The organism is uncultured Shimia sp., from assembly GCF_913054185.1.
In the GTDB taxonomy this organism is placed as follows: Bacteria; Pseudomonadota; Alphaproteobacteria; order Rhodobacterales; family Rhodobacteraceae; genus Shimia.
On the sequence record NZ_CAJXIV010000148.1, the window covers coordinates 1 to 5,405 of the forward strand.

The following is a 5,405-nucleotide window of genomic DNA, read 5'->3' on the forward strand; positions in this document are numbered from 1 at the left end:
AGGGCGCTGTTTCCCCTTTTCAATTGTTATGGTTTTTCCGTATGGTGGCCGTGTCGATGAGAATTGCACTGGGGGTGCAAGTGCTCAGATCGGCGCTGCTGCCACGGGAGACCCCTTATGTTCCGCGTTGTTTTTGCCTGTCTGAGTTTGGCGGTCGTGGCCGCCTGTGGTGTGGACGGAGAACCTTGGACGCCGCGGGCCAATGCCAATATCGGGATAGGTTCTGATGGGGTGCATACTTCGGGCAGCGTTGGCGTGACGAATGGCACGGTGAGCATCTCTGTGGGCGGCGGATGCCGCTGGTACGGCTGCTAAGCGCTTAGCCCCTTGAAAGCACATCCCTAATCAGGACATTCTGACCTAAAGCTAAGGCGGCGCCCGATCTGTGGTGCTGCTCATTTTTTGGATTGGGGAAGATATGTCACCATTGCGTTGGGTATTTCTGGGATTGGCCATTTGGGGCGCAATCCAGCCAATGATGTATCTGGGGCCTTGGCTCGCCACAAACGGGTTTAACTTGCAGGCTTTGGTGGCGCTTTGGAAGGCGAATGAGGCGGTGACTGGCCTTTATTGGGATCTGGTGATTGCGGCCATCACGCTGAACTTGTGGATATTGGTTGAGGTCTGGGTGCGACGCAATTGGATTGCGCTTTTGGCGATTCCGGCGACTTGGATGATTGGCGTGAGCTGTGGCTTGCCGCTTTATCTGTTCCTGCGGGCAAAGCCTGTGAAGTAAGTCACCGCTGAAGGATTGATCGGCGCTGCGCCGCGGCGTATGAGGGAGGCCGAACGACGCTAGCGGCACGCAGGAGACGGCACTATGGATCATTTTCTTTATCGCGATGGGGAGTTGTTTGCGGAAGATGTGCCGGTAAAGGAAATTGCCGCACAGGTTGGCACGCCGTTTTATTGCTATTCCACTGCGACCTTTGAGCGCCACTTCCGCCTTTTTGATGAGGCGCTGGAAGGCACAGACCACCTTGTGTGTTACGCCATGAAAGCGGCCTCCAACCAAGCGATCCTGAAAACCCTCGCGGCACTGGGCGCGGGTATGGATGTGGTGTCTGGTGGTGAGTATGCGCGTGCCAAGGCTGCAGGGGTGCCGGGTGATAAAATTGTGTTTTCCGGTGTGGGTAAGACCGAAGACGAGATCGAGCTGGCGCTGACCGGTGGCATTCGCCAGTTCAACGTGGAAAGCGAGCCCGAAATGGCGGCGATCAGTGCCGTGGCGAGCCGCTTGGGTGTCGACGCGCCAATCACCATTCGTGTGAACCCGGATGTGGATGCCAAGACCCATGCCAAAATTGCGACGGGCAAGTCTGAGAACAAATTTGGCATTCCAATCAGCCGCGCCAAAGAAGTGTACGCGCTGGCGGCATCCCTGCCGGGCCTAAAAGTTATCGGCATTGATGTGCATATTGGCAGCCAGTTGACCGAGCTTGCGCCATTTGAGGCGGCCTACAAGAAAGTCGCGGAACTGACCGAACAGTTGCGTGCTGACGGGCACGAGATCAAACGCCTCGACCTTGGTGGCGGGTTGGGTATCCCCTATGAGCGCTCAAATTCTGCGCCGCCGTTGCCGGTGGAGTACGGCGCGATGGTGAAGCGCGTGCTGGGCCATTTGAATTGTGAGATCGAGATTGAACCGGGCCGTTTGATTGCTGGCAATGCGGGCATCATGGTTTGCAAAGTGATCTATGTGAAATCTGGAGAAGACCGCGAATTCCTGATCATTGACGGTGCGATGAATGATCTGATCCGTCCCGCGATGTATGAGGCGCACCACGACATTGTGCCAGTTATCGAGGCGGAACCGGGGCAGGAGCCAGCGCAGTATGACATCGTAGGACCGGTCTGTGAGTCTGGGGACACTTTTGCCAAAGGCCGCAACATGGCGCGGCTAACGGATGGAGACCTGATCGCTTTCCGCAGTGCGGGGGCCTATGGCGCGGTGATGGCGAGTGAGTACAACACGCGACCGATGATCCCCGAAGTTCTGGTGAAAGATGATCAATTTGCGGTTATCCGCCGACGGCCAACCTATGAAGAGATGATAAATCGGGATAGCATTCCTGAGTGGCTGGGCGAGACCAGCGACTAAGAGCCAACCGATAGGAGCGCCGTGACCCGTCAAACCCCTTCTGATGCAGCCCTGTTGCACCTCCGGTGGGTCATTGGCCTGACCCGTTTGGGTCTGTTTGCAGAATCATTCACCCGTGCGTTTTGGCCGGTGTGGACCATTGCTTTTGTGGTTCTGGCTGCGCTCATGATGGGCGTGCAGGATCATCTGCCGTTGGAAATGATTTGGATTTTCGGATTTTTGGCTGCGGCTGCGATGGCCGTCTTTTTGGTGCGTGGCGCGCGACAGCTTAGGATTCCTTCGCGTGACATGGCGATTGCAAGGCTAGATGCCACTTTGCCTGGACGGCCAATTGCGGCACTGCGAGATACGCCTGCAGTGGGCAAAGACGATGCCGCCTCACAGGCACTGTGGCAGGCCCACCAAACGCGCATGGCAGCACAGACTGAAGGTGCCAAAGCGGTGCAGCCGGATTTGCGGATTTCGCGATTGGATCCTTTTGGGCTGCGGTACACGGCGATCTTGGTGTTGATGATTGCGTTTGTTGGAGGGTCGTTTTCCAATTTATCTTCGGTGCGGGAATTGGGGCCGGGCGGCGGCGCGGCATTGGCCAGTGGGCCAACCTGGGAAGGCTGGATTGAGCCGCCAAGTTATACCGGAAAACCTGCGCTTTATTTGAATGATCAGCCTGCGGGCAAGCTTGTGTTGCCGGAGGGCAGCCGGGTTTTGCTGCGCCTTTATGGCGAGGTGGGCGCGCTGACGGTGGCGGAGACCGTGTCTGGTCGCCTCGGCGCGATTGAGAGCGCGGCAGAGCCGGAACAGAGCTTTGATGTACGTCAGACCGGGGATCTGGAGATAGCCGGGCCGGGTGGTGCCGTGTGGAACATCGTGATGCAGGATGACCGCGCGCCGAAGGTGATTTTGAGCGGGCAGGTCGAGGCGTCAGGGCGAGGGGAGATGACCCTGCCGTTTCATGCATCTGATGACTACGGCGTTGTTGGGGGGACGGCGGTTGTGGGGTTGGACCTTGAAGGTGTGACCCGTCAGTACGGGTTGCGCGTGGATCCGGAGCCGCGAGAGGCGGTGGTGGTGGAATTGCCCTTGCCGATCTCTGGCGATCGGGCGTCGTTTGAAGAGACCTTGATTGAAGACTTTTCGGAACACCCTTGGGCGCATTTGGCAGTGACCGTTACATTGACCGTTGAGGATGACGCCGGGTTGGAAGGGCAGACCGGTGTGTTGCAGTTTGAGCTGCCGGCGCGGCGGTTCTTTGATCCGCTGGCAGCGGCAGTGATTGAGATGCGACGTGATTTGCTGTGGTCGCGTGAGAATGGCAAGCGGGTGGCGCAGGTGATGCGGGCAGTGTCGCATCGCCCCGAAGATGGTGTGTTTCGGCGGGAGACGGATTACCTGCGGTTCCGGACGATCCTGCGACGGTTGGAAGTGAACGTCTCTCATGGGCTGTCTGAAGAGAAGCGGGATGAGTTGGCCGAGGCCTTGTGGCAATTGGCGCTGAATTTGGAAGATGGTGATCTTGGCAGTGCGGCAGAGAGGCTGCGGCAGGCGCAGGAGCGGTTGTCGGAAGCCATGAAGAACGGTGCCAGCGACGCAGAAATTGCGCGTTTGATGCAGGAACTGCGGGAGGCGACCGAGGACTACATGCGCGAGTTGGCGCGACGCCAACAGGAGAACGGCGAGCAAGGCGAAGACCAGCAGAGCGCTGAAAACTCCATGCAGATGAGTCAGGACGACCTACAGCGTATGATGGATCGTATCCAAGAGCTGATGGAAGAAGGTCGTATGGCGGAAGCGCAGCAAGCGCTGGAAGAGTTACAACAACTCATGGAGAACATGCGGGTTACCCAGGGCCAAGGCGAGCAAAACCAAGGTGAGCAGGCCATGGAAGGCCTGGCGGATACGCTGCGCGAGCAGCAGGGGCTGTCAGATGAGGCGTTCCGTGAGTTGCAGGAGCAGTTTAATCCCGGAGCGCAGAGCGGTCAGTCGCAAGAAAACCAAGGCTACAGCGGTGGCGAGGGGCGCGGTCAGGCACATGACGGCACCGGTGGTGAAGGGGACGGTGAGGGCGAAGGCGACGGGGAAACTGGACAGTCCAATGGCGATGAGCAAGGCGCGCTTGAGGATCGCCAGCAGGCTCTGCGTCAAGAATTGAACCGTCAAATGCAAAATCTACCAGGGCAGGGCACTCCCGAAGGGGATGCGGCGCGAGAAGCGCTGGGCCAGGCCGAAGGCGCGATGGAGGGCGCTGAGGACGCACTGCGTGAAGACGATCTGGCCACAGCCATTGATCGGCAAGCAGAAGCGATGGACGCGCTGCGCGATGGCCTGCGTAACCTTGGCGAAGCAATGGCACAGCAGCAACAGCAAGGCCAACAAGGCACGGCGGAAGCGCAAGGCAATGCTCAAGACCCGTTGGGTCGCAGCCAAGGCAATCGTGGGGCGTCCGGCACAGATGAAGGCCTATTGCAGGGCGAAGATGTGTATCGCCAGGCGCGGCGTTTGCTGGACGAAATTCGTCGCCGAGCCGGGGATGCAGAGCGCTCGGAGTCCGAGCGGAATTATCTGGAACGGTTGCTGGAGCGGTTCTGACCAGATTGGCCGGAACCGCCGTGGTTAAGACTTACCCGTAACTGCATTAAGTTTCAGAAACAGCCCAGTGACCTGATCATCCAACCAGATACGTGCGCCGTTGGCAGAGGCCATGAAACCGTCAATGTAAGGCGCGGCCTGCGGGTAACTTTGGCTGAGACTATCGTGTGAACTGTAGACAAACACAGCAGCCCCGGCGATCAAAAGCACCAGCGCAAAGCCCAAACGGAAACCGCGCGCCCGACTGGCATTGCTGCCGGTCTTTTGTCCCAAGTCCGGGTTGCGTGGCGAGTCCCCTGTGGTGCGCAGGGTGGAGTTGATTTCCTCAATGTCGGGCAACAAATCACGACGGGTCTCTTTGCTGCTGCGCACAGTAGAGGCGACAGCCGCAGCTGTGGTTGCGTCGTCTTCGCCGCGCAAACGGCGCATGCGTGCCGCGGCTGTGTCGGGTTTGCGAGCTGTTTCCACAGGACGATCTTCGCCCTGATCCAAACCCAGATCACCTTGGGTTTCTAAACTCTGAGGTTGTTCGGCAGCGCGGGCTTGGCTCTCGTATTCAACTTCTTCTCGCAGGATGTCTTTGACAGAGTCGTCAAGGCCGCGCGGTTTAGGGGCGGGTTCGGGTTCCGTTTCCTTGACATCCTGGTCGAGCGCTACATTTTCAGGCTCAGGCTCAGGCTCAGGCTCAGGCTCAGGCTCAGGCTCAGGCTCAGGCTCA

General features: G+C 58.6%; 5 protein-coding genes. 4 read left to right on the forward strand and 1 reads right to left on the reverse strand.

Going from position 1 to position 5,405, the window contains the following annotated elements; translation table 11 throughout:
- Positions 1-117: 117 nt before the first annotated feature.
- The 4 genes from QZ517_RS19440 (at position 118) to QZ517_RS19455 (ending at position 4,687) form a co-directional block, all read left to right on the forward strand.
- Entirely contained in the window at positions 118-315 is a 198-nt protein-coding gene (locus QZ517_RS19440; RefSeq protein ID WP_164644957.1) for a hypothetical protein, read from the forward strand.
- 103 nt (positions 316-418) lie between these two features.
- Positions 419-736, forward strand: coding sequence for a DUF2834 domain-containing protein (locus QZ517_RS19445; RefSeq protein ID WP_294230519.1), 318 nt, complete (start codon positions 419-421; stop codon positions 734-736).
- A gap of 84 nt (positions 737-820) precedes the next feature.
- A complete protein-coding gene (gene lysA, locus QZ517_RS19450; protein WP_294230522.1) occupies positions 821-2,101 on the forward strand; it encodes a diaminopimelate decarboxylase in 1,281 nt (426 codons plus the stop codon).
- 21 nt (positions 2,102-2,122) lie between these two features.
- Complete coding sequence (locus QZ517_RS19455; protein WP_294230525.1) at positions 2,123-4,687, forward strand: TIGR02302 family protein; 2,565 nt, start codon at positions 2,123-2,125, stop codon at positions 4,685-4,687.
- Positions 4,688-4,711: 24 nt separating this feature from the next.
- Here the strand turns inward: QZ517_RS19455 and QZ517_RS19460 are convergent.
- A partial coding sequence (locus tag QZ517_RS19460; protein WP_294230528.1) for a hypothetical protein occupies positions 4,712-5,405 on the reverse strand: 694 nt, incomplete at its 5' end.